General features: G+C 65.0%; 14 protein-coding genes and 1 tRNA gene. 10 read left to right on the top strand and 5 right to left on the bottom strand.

Annotation, left to right across the window (positions count from 1 at the left end):
• The first annotated feature begins 248 nt into the window (after positions 1–248).
• The 3 genes from QPK31_RS01890 to QPK31_RS01900 all read left to right on the top strand — a co-directional run bounded on the left by QPK31_RS01890 (position 249) and on the right by QPK31_RS01900 (position 5456).
• Positions 249–830 carry a hypothetical protein gene (locus QPK31_RS01890; RefSeq protein ID WP_290421243.1) on the top strand — a complete coding sequence of 194 codons (582 nt, stop codon included), beginning with the start codon at positions 249–251 and terminating at the stop codon, positions 828–830.
• A 372-nt stretch (positions 831–1202) separates the two neighbouring features.
• Positions 1203–3257 carry a M13 family metallopeptidase gene (locus QPK31_RS01895; protein ID WP_290421244.1) on the top strand — a complete coding sequence of 685 codons (2055 nt, stop codon included), beginning with the start codon at positions 1203–1205 and terminating at the stop codon, positions 3255–3257.
• 117 nt (positions 3258–3374) lie between these two features.
• Positions 3375–5456 (top strand): M13 family metallopeptidase, encoded by a 2082-nt coding sequence (locus QPK31_RS01900; protein WP_290421245.1) that lies wholly within the window; start codon positions 3375–3377, stop codon positions 5454–5456.
• A gap of 124 nt (positions 5457–5580) precedes the next feature.
• On the opposite strand, the gene QPK31_RS01905 is transcribed toward QPK31_RS01900, so the two are convergent.
• Together QPK31_RS01905 and QPK31_RS01910 are read right to left on the bottom strand one after the other, a co-directional pair.
• Positions 5581–7935, bottom strand: a complete 2355-nt coding sequence (locus QPK31_RS01905; protein ID WP_290421246.1) for a hypothetical protein — start codon at positions 7933–7935, stop codon at positions 5581–5583.
• Positions 7936–8324: 389 nt separating this feature from the next.
• Positions 8325–9242, bottom strand: a complete 918-nt coding sequence (locus QPK31_RS01910; protein ID WP_290421247.1) for a cytochrome c5 family protein — start codon at positions 9240–9242, stop codon at positions 8325–8327.
• Positions 9243–9474: 232 nt separating this feature from the next.
• Here QPK31_RS01910 and QPK31_RS01915 point away from each other — a divergent pair.
• Positions 9475–9550: transfer RNA gene (locus QPK31_RS01915), tRNA-Arg, on the top strand.
• 146 nt (positions 9551–9696) lie between these two features.
• Here QPK31_RS01915 and QPK31_RS01920 read toward each other — a convergent pair.
• A complete protein-coding gene (locus QPK31_RS01920; protein ID WP_290421248.1) occupies positions 9697–10779 on the bottom strand; it encodes a GNAT family N-acetyltransferase in 1083 nt (360 codons plus the stop codon).
• Between the two features lie 470 nt (positions 10780–11249).
• Here QPK31_RS01920 and QPK31_RS01925 point away from each other — a divergent pair, with 470 nt between their 5' ends.
• The 6 genes from QPK31_RS01925 (at position 11250) to QPK31_RS01950 (ending at position 20097) form a co-directional block, all read left to right on the top strand.
• Positions 11250–12539, top strand: a complete 1290-nt coding sequence (locus QPK31_RS01925; protein ID WP_290421249.1) for a nucleotide sugar dehydrogenase — start codon at positions 11250–11252, stop codon at positions 12537–12539.
• 111 nt (positions 12540–12650) lie between these two features.
• The gene (locus tag QPK31_RS01930) at positions 12651–13697 is read left to right on the top strand and encodes an SDR family oxidoreductase (protein ID WP_290421250.1); all 1047 of its coding nucleotides are present in this window, start codon (positions 12651–12653) and stop codon (positions 13695–13697) included.
• Positions 13698–13731: 34 nt separating this feature from the next.
• Positions 13732–15135 carry a TIGR03013 family XrtA/PEP-CTERM system glycosyltransferase gene (locus QPK31_RS01935; protein WP_290421251.1) on the top strand — a complete coding sequence of 468 codons (1404 nt, stop codon included), beginning with the start codon at positions 13732–13734 and terminating at the stop codon, positions 15133–15135.
• 75 nt (positions 15136–15210) lie between these two features.
• On the top strand, positions 15211–17286 hold the full coding sequence (prsK, locus tag QPK31_RS01940; protein ID WP_290421252.1) for an XrtA/PEP-CTERM system histidine kinase PrsK: 2076 nt from the start codon (positions 15211–15213) through the stop codon (positions 17284–17286).
• A 25-nt stretch (positions 17287–17311) separates the two neighbouring features.
• Positions 17312–18673: a PEP-CTERM-box response regulator transcription factor gene (gene prsR / locus QPK31_RS01945; RefSeq protein WP_290421253.1), complete on the top strand. Its 1362-nt coding sequence runs from the start codon at positions 17312–17314 to the stop codon at positions 18671–18673.
• Positions 18670–20097: a right-handed parallel beta-helix repeat-containing protein gene (locus tag QPK31_RS01950; protein WP_290421254.1), complete on the top strand. Its 1428-nt coding sequence runs from the start codon at positions 18670–18672 to the stop codon at positions 20095–20097. The genes prsR and QPK31_RS01950 overlap by 4 nt, the downstream gene beginning before the upstream one ends.
• Here QPK31_RS01950 and QPK31_RS01955 read toward each other — a convergent pair.
• Both QPK31_RS01955 and QPK31_RS01960 read right to left on the bottom strand, forming a co-directional pair.
• Positions 20087–21064, bottom strand: coding sequence for an AAC(3) family N-acetyltransferase (locus QPK31_RS01955; RefSeq protein WP_290421255.1), 978 nt, complete (start codon positions 21062–21064; stop codon positions 20087–20089). The genes QPK31_RS01950 and QPK31_RS01955 overlap by 11 nt on opposite strands.
• The gene (locus tag QPK31_RS01960; protein ID WP_290421256.1) at positions 21057–22286 is read right to left on the bottom strand and encodes a hypothetical protein; all 1230 of its coding nucleotides are present in this window, start codon (positions 22284–22286) and stop codon (positions 21057–21059) included. The genes QPK31_RS01955 and QPK31_RS01960 overlap by 8 nt, the downstream gene beginning before the upstream one ends.
• Positions 22287–22528 lie beyond the last annotated feature (242 nt).

The following is a 22528-nucleotide window of genomic DNA, read 5'->3' on the forward strand; positions in this document are numbered from 1 at the left end:
CGGGTTCAGTATAAACCTTATTCCTGCGCGCCTGCCGTGGCGCCCGCGCAAATACGGGCCGCGCGCGCAATGTGCGGGTTTGTGTAAAGGCGTTTGTAAAGCCGCTTGGGCGTCCGGTAAGCAATTGTAAGAGTGGACGTGGCAGCCCGCCTGCCGACCTATAGTCAATTGCAGTTTTTCTCTCTCCACCCCAACAGTGGATTTTGCCCATGGCCCCCTCCGTGGGCTTTTTTTTGCCTGGAGCATCCATGAACCCGACTTCCCTTGTACGCGCCGCCGCCCTGGCGCTGATCCTGCATAGCGGCGTTGCCGCCGCTTCGCCCCTGATGGACCTGCGCGCCGGCGACCTGCTGGCGATGGCGCCGGAACTGCGCAAGGCGCTGGCGCTCAACGCCAACCAGCAGCTGCTGTGGCAGCAAAGCGAAGCCCGCACCCGGGCCATCCTGCGCGAACGCCAGGGCCGGCGCGAACGCCTGCAGGCGCAGGCCACGGCGCTGGCGCAGGACCCGGGCGCCGAATTGCGCACCCTGGGCACGGCGGCCGACGCCGAAGCGCAGGCCAGCGTGGCCGAGGACAAGGCCCTGCGCGAACAGTGGCTGCTGCTGAACGACGCCCTCGACGATCGCCAGCGCACCCAGGTGCTGCGCTTCCTGGCCGACCAGCTCGAGCGCGTGCGCGACGGCGGGCCGGCGCGCGGGGAAGAGGGCGGCAAGCGCGAAGGCGGCCGCGAGGGAGGGCCGGGCGGCCCCGGCGGCGGGCGCGGGCGGCCGGGCGGCGGCATGGGCGGCATGCAGGGTGGCGTGTCGGTCGGCGGCGCCGGCGGTTTTTGAACCCGGCCAGGCCTGTTGTATCGAAAAGTAAAAAAGCGGCCGCCGGTGTAGCGGCCAGCCCGCCAGCCGCTAGAATGTCTTGCCAAGAATTCATACGGCCGCCCCGCCCAGGGTGACGGCCACGATAATAAATACAAGACATGACGACCCTGACCCCGATTGCCGCCGCCTCCCTGCAGGGTGGCGCGGTCGATCCCGCCCCGGCTGCCGGCCGCGGCGGCGCTTTCCCGCCAGACCCTTCCGCGCATCCCGCGCCCCCGCTGGCGTGCAAACGGGGCGAACACCCTATCTGAATCCCGGAATGCGGCTTACCGGCCGCTTTCCGTTTTTTTGTGGCCACGCGCCGCTTTGACTGCAACCGAGGACTTTCCCGTGAAACGTACCCTTCTGAGCACCCTGACCTTGTCCATGCTGGCCGCTTTCGCCCATGCCGGCGACGCCACCCAGCCTGCCGGCCCATCGGCCGCGCCGATCTCCGGGATCGATACCCAGTTCATCGACAACTCGGTGCGTCCGCAGGACGACTTCTTCACCCACCTGAACGGCAAGTGGCTCAAGTCCACCGAGATCCCGGCCGACAAGGCCAGCTGGGGCACCTTCATGCAGCTGCGCGACGACGCCCAGGCCCACCTGCGCGAGATCATCGAAGCGGCGCAAAAGAACACGGCGAAAAAGGCCGGCACCAACGAACAGAAGATCGGCGATTTGTACGCCAGCTTCATGGACGAAGCCAAGCTGGAAACCCTGGGCGTGAAGCCGCTGGCGAGCGAACTGCAGCGCATCCGCGGCCTGAAAGATAAAAAAGACGTGCCGCAGCTGGTGGCCCACCTGTCGCGGATCGGCGTCTCGACCCCGTACGGCATCCGCGTCGGCCAGGATGCGCGTGCCTCCACCAAGTACGCCACCTACATCGGCCAGGGCGGCCTGGGCATGCCGGACCGCGACTACTACCTGAAGCTCGACGACAAGCGCATGGCGGACACCCGCGCCAAGTACGAAGCCCACGTCGCGCAGATCCTGACCCTGGCCGGCGAGAAGAACGCCGCGGCCCAGGCCAAGGCCATCGTCGCCTTCGAAACCGAACTGGCCCAGGTGCAGTGGACCAAGGTCGAGAACCGCGACCCGGTCAAGCGCTACAACAAGATGAGCGTGGCCGAGCTGGCCAAGCTGACCCCGGGCTACGACTGGAACGCCGCACTGAACGCGGCCGGCGTCGGCAGCAAGCTCGATTACGTCATCGTCGCCCAGCCGAGCTACCTGACCGGCTTCAACGGGGTCCTGGCGAAGACCGACCTGGCGACCCTGAAGTCCTACTTCGAATGGCAGCTGCTACGCGAATACTCGCCTTACCTGTCGAAGGCCTTTGTCGACGCCAACTTCGCCTTCTACGGCACCGTGCTGACCGGCGTCACCGAAAACCGTCCGCGCTGGAAGTCGGGCGTGTCGCTGGTCGAAGGCGCGCTGGGCGAAGCCGCCGGCAAGCTGTACGTGGAAAAATACTTCCCGGCCGAGCGCAAGGCGCGCATGGAAGAACTGGTGAAGAACGTCACCGCCGCCTACAAGGAAAGCATCGACAACCTCGACTGGATGACCCCGGCCACCAAGGTCGAAGCCCAGGCCAAGCTGGCCAAGTTCGTGCCGAAGGTCGGCTACCCGAACAAGTGGCGCGACTACGCAAAACTGAGCATCCGCAACGATGACCTGATCGGCAACGTCAAGCGCGCTTCCGAATTCGGCTACAACCGTAACATCGGCAAGCTGGGCCAGCCGATCGACCGCGAAGAGTGGGGCATGACGCCGCAGACCGTGAACGCCTACTACAGCAGCTCGATGAACGAGATCGTGTTCCCGGCCGCGATCCTGCAGCCGCCGTTCTTCGACATGCGCGCCGACGACGCGGTCAACTACGGCGCCATCGGCGCCGTGATCGGCCACGAGATCGGCCACGGCTTCGACGACAAGGGCAGCCAGTCCGACGGCGAGGGCAACCTGCGCAACTGGTGGACCAAGGAAGACCTGGACGCCTTTAAAAAGCGCACCGACATGCTGGTCAAGCAGTACAACGGCTACAGCCCGATCCCCGGCTACAACGTCAACGGCGAACTGACCCTGGGCGAGAACATCGGCGACAACTCGGGCCTGGCGATCGCCTACAAAGCCTACAAGATCTCGCTGAAGGGCAAGCAGGCCCCTGTGATCGACGGCCTGACCGGCGACCAGCGCTTCTTCATGGGCTTCGGCCAGGTGTGGCGCTCGAAGATGCGCGAAGCCCAGCAGATCGTGCAGGTGAAGACCGACCCGCACTCGCCGGGCCAGTTCCGCGCCAATGGTACCGTGATGAACCACCCGGCCTTCTACGAAGCGTTTGGCGTGAAAGAAGGCGACAAAATGTACCTGGCCCCGAAAGATCGCGTCTCGATCTGGTAAAGTCATCGGTCTGGCCATGCAGAATGCCCGTACCTACGGGACGTATGCATATCTAGCGGAATCCGGCCGGCGTCCACGAGGCGCCGGCCGACACCATCTAAAACAGTGGAGAGACACATGAAAAAGCACATGCTGAGCGCCCTGACGCTGGCACTGATCGCTGGTTTTGCCCAGGCTGAATCCGCGTCCGGTACGGGCGCTGCCGCCGCCGCCGCAACCACCAAGACCGCGAAAGCCCCGGTCCTGTCGGCCGGCATCGCCACCGAATACATCGAATCGTCCGTGCGCCCGCAGGACGACTTCTTCGAATACCTGAACGGCAAGTGGCTGAAGAACGTCGAGATCCCGGCCGACAAGTCGAGCTGGGGTTCGTTCATGGAACTGCGCGAGAACACCCTGCCGCAGATTCGCGCCATCATCGAGAAGGCCGCCGCCGGCAACCCGGCCGCCGCCACCGACGCCCAGCGCATCGGCGATTTCTGGGCCAGCTACATGGACGAAGCGCGCCTGGAACAACTGGGCGTGACCCCGTTGAACGGCGAACTGGCGAAGATCGCCGCGATCAAGGACAAGTCCGAGCTGCCGGCCGTGCTGGCGCGCCTGGGCAAGATCGGCGTCAACGTGCCGTTCGACTTCGGCATCCACCAGGACAACAAGGATTCGACCAAGTACGTGGCCGACATCTACCAGGGCGGCCTGGGCATGCCTGACCGCGACTACTACCTGAAGGCCGACGACGCCAAACTGGCAGATGTAAAAGCCAAGTACCTGGCCCACATCGAGAAGACCCTGGCGCTCGCCGGCGACAAGAACGCCGCCGCGAACGCGAAAGCCATCGTCGACTTCGAGACCGAACTGGCGAAGATCCAGTGGACCAAGGTCGAGCTGCGCGACCCGATCAAGGCCTACAACAAGGTCAACCTGACCGACATGGGCAAGATCGCCCCGAACTACGACTGGGCCACCTGGTTCAAGACCACGGGCATCGAAGGCAAGACCGACTACGTCATCGTCAGCCAGCCGACCTACCTGAAGGGCTTCGCCGAACTCTCGGGCAAGACCTCGCTCGACACCTGGAAGGCCTACCTGGCCATGCACCTGGTCGACAGCTACAGCAGCTACCTGTCGAAGGCCTTCGTCGACCAGCGCTTCGACTTCTACGGCAAGACCCTGTCGGGCGTGACCCAGATCGAACCGCGCTGGAAGCGTGGCGTCGGCGTGGTCGAGCGTGCCCAGGGCGAAGCCGTCGGCAAGCTGTACGTGGCCGAGCACTTCCCGGCCGAGCGCAAGGCGCGCATGGAGACCCTGGTCAAGAACCTGCTGGTCGCCTACAAGCAGAGCATCGACAAGCTCGACTGGATGAGCCCTGCGACCAAGAAGGAAGCGCAAGCCAAGCTGGCCAAGTTCACCCCGAAGATCGGCTACCCGAACAAGTGGAAGGACTACTCGGCGCTGGTCGTCAAGCGTGACGACCTGGTCGGCAACGTGATGCGTTCGCGCGTGGTCGAGGCCGACCGCGAGCTGAACAAACTGGGCAAGCCGATCGACCGCGAAGAGTGGGGCATGACGCCGCAGACCATCAACGCGTACTACAACCCGGAGATGAACGAGATCGTGTTCCCGGCCGCGATCCTGCAGCCGCCGTTCTTCGACGCCAACGCGGATGACGCGGTCAACTACGGCGGCATCGGCGCCGTCATCGGCCACGAGATCAGCCACGGCTTCGACGACCAGGGCGCCCAGTACGACGGCGACGGCAACCTGCGCGACTGGTGGAGCCCGTCGGACCACAAGAACTTCAAGGCCAAGACCAAGATGCTGGTCGAGCAGTACAACGCCTTCGAGCCGCTGCCTGGCTACCACGTCAACGGCGAGCTGACCCTGGGCGAGAACATCGCCGACAACTCGGGTCTCGCCATCGCCGCGAAAGCCTACAAGATCTCGCTGAACGGCAAGAAGGCCCCGGTAATCAACGGCATGACCGGCGAACAGCGCCTGTACATGGGCTGGGCCCAGGTGTGGCGTTCGAAGATGCGCGAACCGGCGCAGATCGCCCAGGTGAAGACCGACCCGCACTCGCCGGGCCAGTACCGCGCCAACGGCACCCTGAAGAACCAGCCGGGCTTCTACGAAGCCTTCAAGGTGAAGCAGGGCGACAAGATGTACCTGGCACCGAAGGAACGCGTGATTATCTGGTGATGAGCATCTGGTAATGTGACGAGAAGCCGCCCCGCGCAAGCCGGGCGGCTTTTTTCATTCCACCACCAAAGAAAAAACCCCGGCCACCTTGCAGTGGCCGGGGTTGGTCGCGCCGCCGCTGCGATCAGCGTGGGACGATGGCGAACTGGGGACCGGTGCCGTAGTTCGGCTTGACGGTACGCGCCATGAACCTGGTCCAGGCGGCGCTGCCGTTGCCGAGGCGGGCATCGACGGCATATGCCAGGGCCGGCTGCATGTTCGACGGATAGCCGATCACGGTCGACGAGTAACCCGTCATCTCGCCCACTTTCAGCTTCAGGAAGCTGGCCATCGCGGCGCTGCCGCATTCTGCCGCACGGAAGCCTTCGGACTGGCTGGCCGCCGCGGCCTGCGCCATCTGCGTATAGAAGGGGCTGGTGGCCGAGTCGCGGATGTTCATCGAATACAGGGCGCCGTCGATCCAGCAGATGCCCGGGTCGGTCATGCGCATCACCGGCGACTTCGCCTTCCAGGCCAGCAGGCCCTGAGCCTGGGTAAAGCCGAGCTCCACGGCATGGCCGATGGCCGAGGTGAAGAAGTCGTCCTGCCATGGCGCCACGCCGCGCTTGCTGTCGTAGATGACGGCGCTGCTCATGTCGAGCACGTTGAACTTGTTGGCCGAAGCATTGTTCGTGTACTTGGTGTTGTACCACTCCAGGTTGCTCGCCATGATGCGGTTGAAGTGATCCTTCAGGCGGTCGCTGTCCGGCGTGATATAGGCCGCTTCCGCCAGCGTACGCATGCTCCATGCCTGGCCACGCACCTGGTCGTCGGCCACCAGGCCCTGGATATTCTTGCGCCAGCCCGGGTTCGACTGGAACACGTTGTACATGGCCCAGAACTGCAGCTCTTCCAGGTAGTAGTAGTCGCCGGTCACCAGGTAAGGCAGGTAGGCGAATGCCGGCTGGTGCGAGGTGTCGTGCTTGTTCGGCGTGGTGCAGCTCGCGCTCGGGCAGGCAGGGAAGGCCTCGTACTGCTTGGTGGTCGGGTTCTTCGTATCGTTCTTGGTACCGAGCATGGTCATGTACGGGTAGTCCATCAGGCTGACCGGACGGTCCGTGTTCTTGTCGCGGTAGTGCGACGACCAGCTGCCGGCCAGGTCGGCCGTACCGAGGGTGACGGTCTTGGCGCGCGGGTCCATGCTCAGCAGGTAGGTCGCGGCCCAGCCAGGCAGCAGGCCGATGTCGTTGCGGCCGCCGGTGCTCGGCATGTAGGGATTGGCCAGGCCCACGCCCATCGGTTCGATGGCGGCGCCGGTCCATTTCGCCATCAGGCCGGTCAGGGTCGATTCCGGCGTCACGACGCTCTGGTCGTAGTTCGGCAGCGCGCGGCTGGCGATCAGGTAGCCGGTGTTGTGGCGCACGTGCACGGCCGGCGCGGCGCCAAACCAGAACAGCTTGCGCCAGCGGCTGTGGTGCAGGTGGGTCAGGGCAGGCTTGGTATACACCTGCTGGCCGCCCACCACGACTTTGGCGTCGTAGGTGATGTTGCCCGGATTCGCCTCGTAGGCCCAGTTGTTTTCCAGGGTGACGTCGACGCGTGCCTTCTTGATGCTGTCGTACCAGCGGATCGCGAAGCGTGCGGTCAGGTGCGGGTGTTCCACGCCGGCCGCGCTGGTCAGCGGCGCCGACACTTGCCATTCGTTGGCGACGGCGCCCGACAGCCAGGTGTTGTATTTCCAGCCGCTCTTGATCAAATCGTCGGCCGACACCTTATACTCGACGCCGTCGATCGTCGCATGCACCGACGCGCTGAAGCCATTCGACAGCAGCACCTTCGGCGCCTGCGTGCTCGCGGTATTCGGCGCATTCGTCTTCATCAGCTGCATGGTGCGCGCTTCGTTGCCGGCCAGGCCAGGCAGGATCGCCGAGATCACGGCATGGCGCACCGAACCATCGGCGTGGCTGGCCTTGACGTCGAGCTGCAGGGGCACCAGGGTGCCGTTGTCGAGGCGGCCGACCAGCATTTCGTTTTTCTGCAGGTCGCCGGCGGCGAACACCTGGCCGAAGCTGACCGGGACATTCGTCTGCGCAGCGCTGCCGGTGTTTTGCAGGCGCACGTCGGTAACGGTGTTATAGATCGCGTAATTGGCCGGCGGCGTCGTGTTTACAGGGGCAACCACGGCCGGCGCCGGCACAGTGGTCGAGCCGGAGATCGGGGCGGTGACGAGACCGCTGTCCGGCACGGCCGTATCCGGCACGTCCGCAACCGCTTCCACGCCGTTGCCGGCGTTGCTGCCGGTGCTTTCGTCGCTCAGGTCGATACGGTCCGGATCGGTTTCGGTGCCGGTGTTCGCCACCGGAGGCGTGGCGACCGGTGCAGGCGTGGCTGCCGGCGCGCTTGCCGAGGTACCGGCCAGGCTGGTGTTCGCACCCGAGCCGCCGCCGCCGCCGCAGGCTACCAGGGTGCTACCGAATGCCGCGATTGCAGCGATTCGCATTGCAAGAGTATGGAGTGGGAGAGTCATGGCAGTCTTCAGGAAGTTACTGAGAGGAACAAATTATTGCCTCATGGAATTCCTGAAGGTTACGCCAAAGCAAAATTTAGGAACAGTAAAATCAGCAATCTGTTCCGAATTTCGCCCAAATACAACATAAACTTATCGCTTTTTTCACGAGCATTATTCGGTTTATAAGCGATTTTCGTGTGTATTTATATTGCCTTTTTCGATATTGACGCAATAAAAAAACCGCCCATGCGGGCGGTTTCAGTGGCAGAGTTTTAATCTCCCTCAATCGGTTTCGCTGGACTTTGCGCCAAATCGCGTGTAACCGAGTATCACATTGGCAATCGACTTCGCCATCCTTATAGCCATCCCGAACGTTTCGCTCAGCGCGCGGCGGCGACCATGAAATCGACCGCGGCCTTGACGTCGGCATCCGGCGCGCTGGCGCCCCCCTTCGGCGGCATCACGCCAGACTTGCCCTGGAAGCCCTCGATCGCATGCTTGTACAGCACGGCCGTGCCTTGCTGGATGCGCGGCGCCCAGGCTGCCTTGTCGGCCAGCTTTGGTGCACCGGCAATGCCGGCGCCGTGGCAGGCCATGCAGGCGGTGTTGTAGAGGGTCTTGCCGTTGTCGGCGCTGGCGACGGCCGGGGCTGCCGCAGGGGCGGGGGCAGGGGCAGCAGCAGGTGCGGCCGATGGCGTGCCGGCGATCGGCGCGGCGGTGGCGGCATTCTGCGCGGCTGGCGCGGCGGCCGCTTCCGCTGGTGCGCCGGCGGCAGGCGCCGCGGCCTGGACCGCCGGTGCGGCCGGTTCCTTGAACTTGGCGCCGCTCTGGTTGGCCATGTAGACCACGGCGCGTTCCACTTCCAGGTTGTCGAGGTCGGGGTTGCCGCCTTTCGCCGGCATCGCGCGGATGCCTTCGATGGCGTGTTTCACCAGCGTGTCGTAGCCCTGCGCCAGGCGCGCGGTCCAGTCGCCAGCCGCGCCGACCTTCGGCGCACCGGCCACGCCGGCGCTGTGGCAAGCCGCGCACACGGCGGTATAGACGGCGCCGCCGGCCTGCAGCACTTTCGGGGCATTCGCATCGACCAGGGTAAAGCCTTCTTCGGCCACCGGGCGCAGGCGCGCGGCAACGGCCTCTTCGCCCAGGCTCTGGGTGCCCGCGCCTTCGAGCTTGTCGGTCGTGACAAAGGAAACCAGCAGGATGATGCCGATAACGATTACCAGGAAGAAGCCAGCGACCACCGCGATGAGCTGCTTGGGCGTCCGGATAAACGATTGTTCATTGTGTGCGTCGCTCATGATTTCCTTAATACGATTAAAAAAACCTGCCACTAGACTTACAGCCACTGACTGCCACCAAACCTGCTACCCGGCGCTTACGCTTCTTGCATGACATTTTTGCAAAGGCCGCAGTCGGCGATTATAGTCCCAAAAGATGCCCCATGGCACATGCAGAAAGCGCCGCGCCACACTTTCCGTGGACGCCACGGGCGAAAGACTGTATCCTTCGCATCGCTCAGGAGTTTCCCGCGCGGCTGTAGCTCAGTGGATAGAGTATTGGCCTCCGAAGCCAAGGGTCGCTGGTTCGATCCCAGCCAGCCGCGCCACCTGACGCATCTCCCTTTTTGCCTGTTCAGGCAACTTGATCACCCTTCGATTCCTGCCCGTGTAAAAACACGAATGGCCGTCCGCGTGCGCAAACAGCCATTTCCATCACTGGCAACTATATAAATAGATTGCCGAACCGGCAGCATTACAGTGTGATATAGCGCCGCAGCCTTGGCCCCAGGCGGTTGGTCACCGCCAGCGGCAGTTTTTGCCAGGCGCTCTCGATCATCGGCCGCAGGTTCGCCTTCATGCCACCATTGGCGGCCGCCGCAACCGGAGCCGCGTTCAGCGCCACCCCCTGCGCATCCCACTCGCGCCAGTCGAGCGCCACCGGCACCGCCCCCCATTGCTTTTTGAATTTATACGTCCCCTCGCCATAGGTCGAGCGGCCGAAGTCGAACTGGCGCACGCCGCGTTCGCACAATTGCGACTGGATCGTCCAGTACAGCAGCATGTTCGGCGCCAGCGGGTTGTAGTCGGCCAGGGTCGAGGCCCAGGGGATCACGGCCTTGTCGCCGCACAGCAGCACCCAGCCGGCGCCGACCGCCTTGCCCTCGTGGCGCACGATGATGATGAACATGTCGCCGGCCGCGCTGTAGTGGCGGTAGATCGCGTCGAACCAGGCGCGGCTGTGCGGCGGGCTGCCGAGGCGGCGCATGTTGCGGCTGTAGACATCGTAGAACGCGGCCACAGCCTCACTTCCGCTCGCCACCTCCGAGGTGAGGCCATTCTTTTCCGCTTTGCGCACCTGGCTGCGCAGTTTCGGCGGGTAACTCTGCATCAGGGCCGCGGCGCTGTCGGGCAGGCCCAGCAGCATGCGCACCTTGCGCCCTTCGAGCGCCGCTTCGTCGAGGGCGCCTTCGTGCGAGCAGCGCAGCGCGAGTCCGGCGGCGCCGGCGCCGCCGACGTCGGCCCGCGCGCGCGCCGCCAGGGCGTCGGCCACGTCCGGCGAGTCGGCCAGCGGCCCGCCCAGGTCGCAGAAGGGAAGGGAGATCCAGCGTAGCTTGCCCAGGGGTCGGCTCACCGCCGACAAGGGCAGCATGCCGGCCAGCTTGCCGTTGCGGCGCGCGACCAGGGCTTGCCCGGCGTAGCCGTAGGCGCCCGCCACCGCGCGGCGCCAGGCCGCCAGGTGATAGGCGCTGCCGTCCGGCCGGGCGCGGGCAAAGGCGTCGAGCTCGTCGTTGCCGGGGGCGGCCGAGTCGAGATAGGAGAATTCGAGGTCGTTCAAGCGCTGCTCCTGCGGTGTGCACCGGGTTTCCGACGGTACATGATTGATCGCGCCAGATTGTATACGATTGACAACTTCGTTCTCGCTTGGCGAGCCAAAAGTGTGGCCTGCGCACGATTCATTTTCTTGCGGAACTTGTCTAGCAGAAAATGCTAATATTGCACGGTGCCATGTGGCGAGCGTGCGGCTTCGTGCTGCAACCGGCCTGTAGCGAATGGCAGTGAGAACGACAGACTTCGCACCGCCGGCAAATAAAGCCCGGCACGATTCTGCCGCATCTCAGGCAAGTTCATCCAGCATGCATGGAAAGGGAGCCTTGGGAAGCGTTCAGATGCAAATACAACATCGTCAGGAAACGTCTGTTGTTGGTGTTCTACAAACAGAAACCCGGTATTGAGGCGTCTCCTGTTTCCATGCTATATTAAAAATTAGCATAATAGCAAAACTTTATTCGATAACGGAAGCTGATAATGAAAGCAGATCAGGTCGTCGCAGTAGTTGGACTGGGTTACGTCGGGCTGCCACTGGCAGTGGAGTTCGGCAAGAAGGTAAGAACGATTGGTTTCGACCTGTCGGCCGCCAAAATCGAGAACTACAAACAATTCATCGACCCGACCGGCGAAGTCTCGACCGAGCAGCTGCAGTCGGCAAAACAACTGGAAGTGACCACCGACCCGGCCAAGCTGGCCGAGGCCGATTACGTGGTGGTGGCCGTGCCGACCCCGGTCGACATCGCCCATAACCCGGACTTCACGCCGCTGATCGGCGCCAGCACCACCGTCGGCAAGCACATGAAGAAGGGCGCGATCGTCGTCTTCGAGTCGACCGTGTACCCGGGCGCCACCGAGGAAGTCTGCATCCCCCTGCTCGAAAAACACTCGGGCCTGAAGTGGAAGGACGATTTCCACGTCGGCTTCTCGCCGGAGCGCATCAATCCGGGCGACAAGGAACACACGCTGACCACGATCCTGAAGGTCGTGTCGGGTGACGACGCGGAGTCGCTGGAGCAAATTGCCCAGCTGTATGAGTCGGTGATCACCGCCGGCGTGCACCGCGCCTCGAGCATCAAGGTCGCGGAAGCGGCGAAGGTCATCGAAAACACCCAGCGCGACCTGAATATCGCGCTGATGAACGAACTGGCGATCATTTTCGACAAGATCGGCATCGACACGCTGGAAGTGCTGAAAGCCGCCGGCACCAAGTGGAACTTCCTGCCCTTCCGTCCGGGCCTGGTCGGCGGCCATTGCATCGGCGTCGATCCCTACTACCTGACCCACAAGGCCGAGATGGTCGGCTACCATCCGCAGGTGATCCTGGCGGGCCGCCGCATCAACGACGGCATGGCCAAGTTTGTCGCGGAAAAAACCGTGAAGTCGATGATTTCCTCGGGTTTCCAGGTGAAGGGCGCGAAAGTCAACGTCATCGGCCTGACCTTCAAGGAAAACTGCCCCGACCTGCGCAACTCGAAAGTGGCCGACATCGTCCATGAGCTGCAGAGCTACGGCGTCGACGTCCACGTCTACGACCCGCTGGCCGAAAGCGATGAAGCCGAGCACGAGTACGGCATCAAGCTGGAATCCTGGGACAATTTGCCAAAGGCCGACGCCCTGATCGCCGCCGTGCCGCACAAGGAAGTGCTGGCGCTGTCGCTGACCGATTTCCAGGCCAAGCTGAACGACGGCGGCTGCTTCATCGACGTCAAGTCGCAATTCGACGAGGCTGCCCTGAAGGAAGCGGGCTACTGCGTCTGGCGCTTGTAAAACGGGGACCGCGGCCGGGTCGCTGTCGCGGCGGCCCCGCCACCCGCGCCGGCCAGGTGCGGGACAGGTCGACTTTTTACACTGCGCAATCGAGAAAGTGTTCGGAAAACTGTGAATAAGATTCAAGACGTAAGGCAGCAACTGGGCCAGCACAGCCACCATTGGCTGGTCACCGGCGCCGCCGGCTTCATCGGCTCGAACCTGGTCGAAGCGCTGCTCGCGCTCGGCCAGCGTGTGACCGGCCTCGACAATTTCGCGACCGGGCATCGCCGCAATCTGGAGCAGGTGAAAGAATCTGTCACAAACGAGGCCTGGATGAAATTTAATTTCATCGAAGGTGATATTCGCCATGTGGCGGACTGTGCGCGCGCATGCGAAGGCGTAGACTTCGTGCTGCACCAGGCCGCGCTCGGTTCGGTGTCGCGTTCGATCGACGATCCGATTGCCACCAATGAAACGAATGTCACCGGTTTCCTGAACATGCTGGTTGCCGCCCGCGACGCCAAGGTGCGCCGCTTCGTCTACGCCGCCTCGAGCTCGACCTACGGCGACCACCCGGCCCTGCCGAAGGTGGAAGACGTGATCGGCAACCCGCTGTCGCCGTACGCGGTGACCAAGTACGTGAACGAGCTGTATGCGAACGTGTTCGGCCGCACCTATGGCATGGAGTCGATCGGCCTGCGCTACTTCAACGTGTTCGGCCCGCGCCAGGACCCGAACGGCGCGTATGCCGCCGTGATCCCGCAGTGGGTGGCGGCGCTGATCCGCAACGCGCCGCTGCGCATCAACGGCGACGGCGAGACCAGCCGCGATTTCTGCTACATCGACAACGTGGTGCAGGCGAATCTGCTGGCCGCGCTGGCCCCGTCGGACGCGGTGAACGCGGTCTACAACGTGGCGCTGAACCAGCGGACCAGCCTGAACGAGCTGTATGCGATGATGCGCGCCCTGCTGGCCCAGCGCTTCCCGCACGTGGAAGCGCACCGGCCGGAATACGTCGACTTCCGCCGTGGCGACGTGCGCCACTCGCAGGCCGACATCGGCAAGGCGCAGGCGCTGCTGGGCTATGCGCCCACGCACCGCATCGAAGAGGGCCTGCAACAGGCCATGGATTGGTACGTCCGCGACCTGCAAGGGTCGCAAGCGGTATCCGAATAAGCAAGAAGAAAGCAAGAAGAACTGGAGGGCTGACGTGTTTAGAATCTCTAACCACTACGTGTCGAAGATCGTTTCCGTGTTGCTGGTCGTGGAAGTGCTGGTGCTGCTCGGCGCCGCCTACGCCGGCGCGGCCCTGCGCTACATCGAGGTCGGCAATGGCGTGACCCTGCCGCCGCTCGACCATTTCTTTACCTCGGCCGTCGCCTTTGCCCTGGCCATCGTGTTCAGCATGAGTGCGATGGGCATGTACCAGCTCGACTTCGAGGACGGCCTGCGCCACCCCTTCCTGATGAAGCTCCTGCCGTCGTTCGTGATGGGCTTCCTGATCCTGACCCTGGTGTTCTACATCGCGCCCGAACTGTCGCTCGGCCGCGGCATCCTGCTGATGGTGTTCGCCCTCTCGGCGGCGGGCATCTACCTGGCGCGCATGATCTTCTTCAAGACTTCGGAAGCACGCTTCCTGCAGTCGCGCATCCTGTTCCTCGGCGGCGGCGCGCTGGCCAAGGAATGCGCCGATCTTGCCGACCGCGCCGCGCGCTACCACCGCTACGACATCGCCGGCTTCCTGCCGAGCGCCGGCGAAGAGGTGTGCGTGCCGCAGAACGGCCTGCTCAAGGTGCGCGAGGGCGATTCCCTGGTCAAGCTGGCGCGCCAGTACAGCGTGCAGGAAATCGTGGTCTCGGTGCAGAACCGCCGCGGCGGCTTCCCGATCAAGGAACTGCTGGACTGCAAGCTGCAGGGCGTGAAAGTCACCGACGCCGCCACCTTCTTCGAGCGCGAGACCTGCCAGATCCGCGTCGATTCGATCCAGCCGAGCTGGCTGGTGTTCGGCGGCGGTTTCGACCAGAGTTTCGTGCGCACCTTCATGAAGCGCAGCTTCGACCTGGTGTGCAGCACCGCGATCCTGGTGCTGACCTTCCCGCTGATGCTGCTGGCCGCGCTGGCCGTGCGGCTGGAAGACCGCGGTCCGATCTTTTATTCGCAGGAGCGCGTCGGCAAGGACGGCAAGAGCTTCTTCGTCCATAAATTCCGCAGCATGCGCGCGGATGCCGAAAAGGGCGGCAAGCCGCAGTGGGCGGCGCAGAACGACCCGCGCGTCACGCGCGTGGGCAACTTCATGCGCAAGACCCGGATCGACGAACTGCCGCAGATCCTGAACGTCTTCAAGGGCGAGATGTCCTTCGTCGGCCCGCGTCCGGAACGTCCCTATTTCGTCGAGCAGCTGATCGAAGTGGTCCCGTACTACAACGTCCGCCACAGCATCAAGCCGGGCATCACCGGCTGGGCCCAGGTGCGCTACGGCTACGGTTCCTCGGCCGAGGACGCGCTGCAAAAGCTGCAGTACGACCTGTATTACGTGAAGAACAACAGCCTGTTCCTCGACTTCCTGATCCTGATCGATACGCTGAAGGTGGTGCTGTTCCGCAGCGGCCGCTAAGGGTGTGCGGTTCGACCTGTCCCGGCTGCGGCCGGGATCCGTTTTTTGCGGTTGCCGCGCGCGCCCTCCAAGACCATGGATAGTGTTTCCCTGACCCGTATCGCCGCCTTCAGCTATGGCTTTGCCGCCATCGGCTTCGTGGCGCTTGCCGTGCCGCTGCTGACCGGCTGGCGCAGGCGCGCCTATGGCCCGGTGCTGACCCTGGCCTGCGTCGCCACGGCGCTCTGGGCCGCCGCCTTGACCGCGGCCGCCAGCGACAGGATGCTGTGGACGGACCTCAGCGACGCCATGGAAGTGGCGCGCAACGCCGCCTGGTCGCTGTTCCTGGTGGTGCTGCTGGGCGACTACCATCAAAAGGGCAGCCGCCTGCCGTTCGGCCTGCGGCCCTCGCTGTTCATCGCCGCCGTCTGCTATTTGCTGGCCTTGGGCGCCGCATTCGCCGGCTACTGGGACCTGGCCCTGCTCGACTCGGTGCTGCCGGTGACGGCGCGCGTGGCCCAGGCCGTGGGCGGCATGCTGCTGGTCGAGCAGGCCTACCGCAACAAGACGGCCCAGGAACGCTGGGCCATCAAGTTCGTCTGCCTGGCCATCGGCGGGATGTTCGCCTACGATTTTTATTTGTACAGCCACGCGATGCTGTTCCGCGAAGTCGATCCCGACATCTGGGCCGCGCGCGGCGTGGTGAACGCGCTGACGGTGCCGCTGATTGCGGTGTCGATGCGGCGCGCCAAGTCCTGGAGTTCGCCGCTGGCGGTGTCGCGCCGCGCCATGTTCCACTCGGCCGCGCTGTTCGGCTCCGCCATCTATCTGCTGGCGATGGGTTCGGCCGGCTACTATCTGCGCTACTTCGGCGGCAGCTGGGGCACGGTGATGCAGGTGACCTTCCTGTTCGGCGCCTTGCTGCTGGCCGGGATCCTGTTCTCGGGCACCTTCCGCGCCTGGCTGAAGGTCTTCATCAGCAAGCATTTCTACAGCTACGGCTACGACTATCGCGAGGAATGGATGCGCTTCACGCGCACCCTGTCCGGCGGCGGCGAGAACCTCGGCGAGCGCGCCATCCAGGCGGTGGCGGCGCTGGTGGAAAGCCCGGGCGGGGTCCTGTGGCAGCGGCGCGAGTCGGGCAACTTCGAGCCGCTGGCGCACTGGCAGGTGCCGGCCGTCGACACGGTCGAGCCGGGCGACTCGGCCCTGTGCCGCTTCCTCGAAAGCACGCAGTGGGTCATCGACCTGGGCGAAACCATCACCGAGCCGGAAAAATACGATGGCCTGGAACTGCCGCAGTGGCTGAAGGACTACCCGCGCGGCTGGCTGGTGGTGCCGCTGATGATGGGCAGCCAGCTGTTCGGCTTCGTGGTGCTGCAGACCGCGCGCAGCCCGATCAAGCTGAACTGGGAAGTGATCGACCTGCTCGACATCGCCGGCAGCCAGGCCGCCAGCTACCTGGCGCAGCAGGAAGCGGCGAATGCGTTGATGGTGGCGCGCCAGTTCGAGTCCTTCAACCGCATGTCGACCTTCGTGGTGCACGATTTGAAGAACCTGGTGTCGCAGCTGTCGCTGATGAACGCCAACGCCGAGAAGCACAAGGACAATCCCGAGTTCCAGGCCGACATGCTGGAAACCGTCTCGCTGTCGGTGCAGAAGATGCGCCTGATGCTGCAAAAGCTGAGCCGCATCGACGTCCAGGAAACGCCGGCGCCGCAGGCCCTGGAAACGGTGGTGCGCCAGGCGATGGCGGGCAAGGCGGCGTTCGAGCCGCGTCCGCAGCTGCAGGTCAGGGAGGCCGGCCTGCGCGTGCTGGCCGACCGCGAACGCCTCGAGCGCGTGCTCGGCCACCTGATCCAGAACGCGATCGAAGCCACGCCGAAGACCGGCAGCGTGACGATTTCGTTGGCGCGCGCCGGCGAATCGGTGCAGGTCGAGATCGCCGACACCGGCGAAGGCATGAGCGAGGACTTCATCCGCGAGCGCCTGTTCAAGCCTTTTGAATCGACCAAGTCGGCCGGCATGGGCATCGGCGTGTTCGAGAGCCGCGAATACATCAACGAGCTGGGCGGGCGCCTGGAAGTGTCCAGCCAGCCGTCGCTCGGCACCACGTTCAAGGTCATCCTGCCGCTCTACCAGCGCGACGCGCTGCTCGAGCGGGCAGCCTGACCGTCCAGCAGACACAAGGAACACCGTGACACAGAATAAACCGAAACTCCTGATCATCGAAGACGACCCCGGCCTGCAAAAGCAGCTGAAGTGGAGCCTGGACGCCTATGACGTGGTCGTGGCCGGCGACCGCGAAGCGGCGCTGGCCCAGATCCGCCGCCACGAACCTGCGGTGGTGACCATGGACCTGGGCCTGCCGCCCGACCCGGACGGCTCGACCGAAGGCCTGGCCACGCTGCAGCAGATCCTGGCGCTGGCGCCGGACACGCGCGTGATCGTCCTCACCGGTAACCAGGACCATGCCAACGCCGTGAAAGCCATCGGCCTGGGCGCCTACGACTTCCACCAGAAGCCCTGCGACCCCGAGGTGCTGAACCTGGTGATCCAGCGCGCCTTCTTCCTGCACAACCTGCAGCAGGAAAACCGCCGCATGCAGCAGCAGCAAGCCGATTCGCCGATGTCGGGCGTGATCTCGCGCGCACCCAGCATGCTGAAGGTCTGCCGTAGCGTGGAAAAGGTGGCGCCGACCTCGGCCTCGGTGATGCTGCTCGGCGAATCCGGTACCGGCAAAGAGGTGCTGGCGCGCGCCGTGCACGCGCTCAGCCCGCGCGCCAAGGAACGCTTCATGGCGATCAACTGCGCGGCGATTCCGGAAAACCTTCTCGAATCCGAACTGTTCGGCTACGAGAAGGGCGCCTTTACCGGCGCGGCGAAGCAGACCAAGGGCAAGGTCGAACTGGCCCACGGCGGCACCTTCTTCCTCGACGAAGTCGGCGACCTGCCGATGCCGCTGCAGGCCAAGCTGCTGCGCTTCCTGCAGGAGCGCGTGATCGAGCGCGTCGGCGGCCATGAAGAGATTCCGGTCGACGTGCGCATCGTCTGCGCGACCCACCAGAAGCTGAAGGAACTCTGCGCCACGGGCCGCTTCCGCGAAGACCTGTATTACCGCCTGTCGGAGATCGTGGTGACGATTCCGCCGCTGCGCGAGCGCGAAGGCGATGCGGCGCTGCTGGCCCACCACTTCAAGAACAAGTTCTGCGCCCAGGAGTCGCGCTCCGCGCTGCACTTCGCGCCGGACGCGATCGCCGCCATCGAGGCCTACAACTGGCCGGGCAATGTGCGCGAGATGGAAAACTACATCAAGCGCGCCGTCATCATGGCCGACGGGAACACCATCGTCGCCGACGACCTGGGCCTGCCGGGCGAGGGCCTGGAAGAAGAGCCGATCAACCTGCGCCAGGTGCGCGACGAGGCCGAGTACAAGGCCATCGTCAAGGCGCTGGCGCGCGTGGACGGCAACATCGTCAAGGCGTCCGAGATCCTCGGCATCAGCCGCCCTACCATGTACGACCTGATGAGCCGCCATAACATCAAGACCGGAACGTGAAGCGCCTGTCCGCGGCGCTGGCCTTGCTGGCGCTGCTGTGCGCCGGCCTGCTTGCCTGCGCGCTGGCGTATTTGCAGTCCCAGGGTGTCACGCCGCGTGCGCTCGCGCCCTACCTGCTGCACCGCACGAGCGGGCACAACGAACTGATCGAGGCCGCCGGCCGCGTCACGGCGGGCGCCTTGCTGCGCCTGGACCGCGGGGGCGTCCAGCGCCAGGCCATGCCGCCGCTGGTGGTCGGCGCCCGGCCGGAGGCGCCGCCTGCGCCGGGCGGCAACGAGCGCGTGGTCGCCAGCGTCGAGGCGGCGCGCCAGGCCTTCGGGAGCGCCGTGCCGGGCGACATCATCACCTTCCTGCCCGGTAGCTATACCGTAAAAGGCACGCTGTTCGCCAGCCGCCCCGGCCTGGACACGGCGCCGATCGTGGTGCGCGCCGCGCGGCCGGGCACGGTGGAGATCCGTTTCGACGCCGCCGAGGGCTTCTCGGTGTCGGCGCCGTACTGGCGCTTCGAGAACCTGGGCATCCGCGGCGCCTGCCGCTACGACGACAACTGCCAGCACGCCTTCCACGTGGTGGGCCGCGCCCACCATTTCGTCGCCCGCAATAACACGCTGGTGGACTTCAATGCCCACTTCAAGATCAACGGCGAGAAGGGCGCGTTTCCCGACTTCGGCCTGATCGAAGCGAATACCCTGTCGAACACCGGCGTGCGGCGCACCGCCAGGCCGGTGACGCCGGTCGACCTGGTCGGCGCCAGCGACTGGACCGTGCGCGCGAACATCATCCGCGACTTCGTCAAGGGCAGCGGCGACCGCATCAGCTATGGCGCCTTTGCCAAGGGCGGCGCCCAGCGCACGGTATTCGAGCGCAATGTGGTGCTGTGCGAGGAACAACTGCTGGGCGAGCGCGGGCAGCGCATCGGCCTGTCCTTTGGCGGCGGCGGCACCGGCAAGCCGTATTGCCGCGACCGCCAATGCATCACCGAGCACGAGGACGGCATCATGCGCGCCAACCTGGTCGCTGGCTGCGCGGATGTCGGCATCTACCTGAACAGCGCGGCGCGGTCGCGCATCGTCGACAACACCCTGCTCGACACGGCCGGCGTGCAGGTACGCTTTCCCACCAGCAGCGCGGCGCTGGAGGGCAACCTGGTCGACGGGCCGATCCGCAGCGATGCCGGCGGCAGCGTGCGCGCCGGGGACAACCTGGCCACGCCGATCTGGCAGCTGTACCTGGGACGGCACCCGCAGCGGGCATTGTTCGGCGATGTGGCGGCGCGCGACCTGCGCTGGCGCGGCCAGGCGCCGGCGCGCGCGGGCAGCGCGGAAGCGGGCCTGGACCTCTGCGGCAAGCCATGGGGCGGGGCGCCGGCATATGGCGCTTTCCAGGATTTCGCGGCCTGCATCGCCGGCCGCGCTACGCCTTGACGCCAGCCTGCGGCGTTCTGGCGGACGCCATCGCGGGCGCGCCAGCGCCGGACAGCGGCCGCGCAGTCAGCTGCTCGGGCGTCGAATAGATCGTGATGCCGTCGGCGGCGAGGACCCGCAGATGGTCGAAGAAAGCCTGGGCCGGAATGAACCATGCCGGCGCGTCGCCGACCTGGCCGTTCACGCGCAAGCCGGCGCCGTCGAACTCGGCGCCGAAATAGGCGCGCAGATCCTCGCGTTGCGGGTAGTCGATGCGGCGTCCCGCCACGGCCGGCGCGAACGGGCGCACCGGTACTTCCCAGCGCCGGCCTTCGCGGTCGAGGCAGGGCAAGCGGTAGGTGCGCGCTTCCCAGACCGCTTCCGGGAAGGCGTCGCCGAGCGCATCCTCGACGACGTGGTAGAAGGTCACCGGACCCATCGACACGCCCAGGCCCAGCACCTTGGCGCCTTCGATGCCGACGAAGCGCTGCCAGGGCGAGCCCTCGCCGAAGATCGAGGGCGCCAGGTGGTGGGCCTCGGTCAGGTAGCGCGCGTGGCGGCCCCAGGCCGAGACGGAATGGGTCGGGTGCACGCTGCGGTGACTCGCCAGCGCCAGGAAGGTCTCGGGCAGCCGCCCCATGTTGGTGCCGTGGCTGTTCGGGTCGAACACATAGCCCGCCATCTCGCAGGTGGCCTTGACGGTGCCGGCCGGCAGGTAATAGGTCGGCACCAGCAGGGTGCCTTCCGGACCGACCGCATCCTGCAGGGCGCCGATCACGGCCGCCGCGCCGCCGTCCACATAGCCCAGGCTCTTCAGCGAAGAGTGGACGAACAGCGTGTCGCCGCGCGCGATGCCCAGCCTGGCCAGGTCGCGCGCCAGCTCGGCGCGGGTGACCTGGCGGCTGGCGCGTCTGACCTGCCTTGCGTTGCGGCGGCGGCGCGCGCCCTCCAGCAGCGCCCGCGCCAGCTTCTTCAGCGGTTCAAGCATTGGCGGTGGCATTGGCGCTGGCGCCGGCGCCGAGCGAGCCGGCATTCGCCAGTTCGATTTCCACCAGGTTGGCGTCGATGCAGAACTTTGCCGCCCAGTTCAGGTACTGCCATTGGCCGTAGTCGCCGTTCACCGGGAACGAGCCCTTGATGCCGCCGGTGCGGGCGTCGTCGCCCTCCAGGCGCACGGTGCGCCGCACAAAGGCCGTCAGCATGCGGCCGGCGCCCAGGTAGCGGCCTTCGCCGGTCAGGCGGTAGAGCAGGAAGAAGCAATGCGCGATCTGCACCGAGCCGGTCAGGCAGGCATAGTTGGCGGCCGGGCTGAAGTTGCGGTCCAGGCGGCCGGCCATGTAGCCGCCCGGGCCGATGGCGCCGAGCAGGCTGTTTGCGGTACGGACCGCCGTCTGCAGCAAATCGGCGCGGCCCGACAGCAGATGCGCTTCGAGCACGCCGCGCAGCACATAGCCGATCGTGTGGGTCAGGGGCTGGTCGGCGTCGGTCAGGCAGTTCGATGCGAACCAGCCGTTCGGCTGCTGCTTGGTCAGCGCCCACTCGACCTGGCGCAGGCCGGCGGCGCCGTAGCCGTGGCCGGGCGCGATGCGCTCGGCTTCGAACAGGCCCCAGGACACATGGGTTTCGTAGGCTTTTTCGCCGCGCTTGGCGAACGGCGTCGGGAACCGGCGCCAGCAGCCGTCGGCGTCTTGCGTGTCACGCAGCCAGGCCGCCGCGCGGTGCATGGCGTCGAGGTAGCGCGGGTCCTGGTATTCGGCGGCGCCGGCGGCGAGGCCGAGCAGGATCTGGCCGGTATTGAAGGTCACGGGCACGCGTGGCGTGGCATCGATCTTCCCGCCCTGGAAACCGCCTTCCGGGAACTGGATCGCCACGCACCAGTCGAGCATGCGCCTGGCGCGTGCGTGCAAGCCGGCGTCGTCGTCACGGCGCGCCATGGCGATCATGGTCGGGATGATGTAGCCGGTGGTTTCGGGATAGGACGTCGCCCAGCCGGTCAGCAGGGAGTAGTCGCGCGCGACGCCGCCGTCATGCGACGCCGACTTGTCCTGGGCCAGGCACAGCCATTGCGTGCAGCGTGCGATCACTGCTTCGGCGCCGGGATCGTCCGCCAGCAGGCCGCCCAGGTCCGCCTCCAGCTCGATCCTGGCGCTGTGCGTCAGCGGCGGATGCGGGAAAAACCGGCGTTTTACTGATGTGAGAAAGGCTAGCAACGACATACTCCGTACTGTATTGACATTCCGTTGGGAATGAATTCAGTAGCGGATTTTGCCACGGAACTTTACGAAAAATAAATAACTTCTAAGATATTTTCAGTTAATAAGTTGCTAGCCGTGCAAAAAGATAGCTTATTGTAAGTACAACACGAATATGCAAATTTTATTCTATATCTATTAATTAATGCAGAATATTGATCGGTTATGCATGTTGTATTGCCGGCACCGGCCCTGTTTGG

It is taken from the genome of Massilia sp. YIM B02769 (genome assembly GCF_030411995.1).
In the GTDB taxonomy this organism is placed as follows: domain Bacteria; phylum Pseudomonadota; class Gammaproteobacteria; order Burkholderiales; family Burkholderiaceae_D; genus Telluria.